Annotated in this window: 1 pseudogene; it reads left to right on the top strand. The window is 75.0% G+C overall.

Going from position 1 to position 768, the window contains the following annotated elements:
* Positions 1-706 (top strand): annotated as a pseudogene (locus BHU15_RS37870) (hypothetical protein); the annotation flags it as partial.
* Positions 707-768: the final 62 nt, after the last annotated feature.

Below are 768 nucleotides of genomic sequence, written 5' to 3'. Positions count from 1 at the left end.
GCAACGGGCCGTCCAGGGCGGTGAGATGGGCCTTCAGCGAGAGCACGGGCCGCATGCCGCCCTGGACGGCCCGTTGCTCTGCCGGCCCTGTACGGGCGACACCGTCGCCTCGGGCGTCGTCGAATGGTGGCTGCTGCTTCCGCTGCTGGTCGTGCTGGGGCTGTGGACCACACGCCGCGCCGGACAAGCCACCGGGCCGCTGTGGCTGGCGGTCGCCGTCGCCGTGTCCGTCTCGCTGCCGTACCTCTTCCTCGTCCCCTACGCGGCGCCCCGTTTCCTGCTCCCCGGCTACGCCCTGCTGGTGCTGCCCGCCGCCCTCGGGCTGCTCGCCGCCGCCCGCCGGGCGAGCCGCTCCCGCCCGCTCGCGGTGGCGCTCGTCCTCGTCCTGCTGGGGCATGCCGCCGTACAGATCACGCAGGTACGGACCCATGTGAGCGTCCAGGAACGGGCGCGCGGCGACTGGCAGCGGATCAGCGCCGTACTGCACGGGAACGGGGTACGGCCGCCGTGCCTGATCAAGGGGAACAGCCTGGCGATCCCCGTCGCGTACACCGCCGGCTGCGCCTCCGCCGGCATGGACGACCCGGCGCCCGCCACGGCGGTGATCCTGCGCCGTACGGACCCGCCGCGCTGGGCCCGCGACTGGCCGCGCCGCCCGGTGCCAGGCACGTACAACCCGGGCTGGTCCGTCGCCGTACGGCCCTAGGGCGTGTCCGCAAAGTCCCGCCTGGCCGGCGGCGTCTGGTGCGGCACCTCTCCCCCGTAGCC

It is taken from the genome of Streptomyces niveus (assembly GCF_001723055.1).
Taxonomy (GTDB): Bacteria; Actinomycetota; Actinomycetes; order Streptomycetales; family Streptomycetaceae; genus Streptomyces; species Streptomyces niveus.
This window is presented reverse-complemented; position numbering and strand designations above follow the sequence as displayed.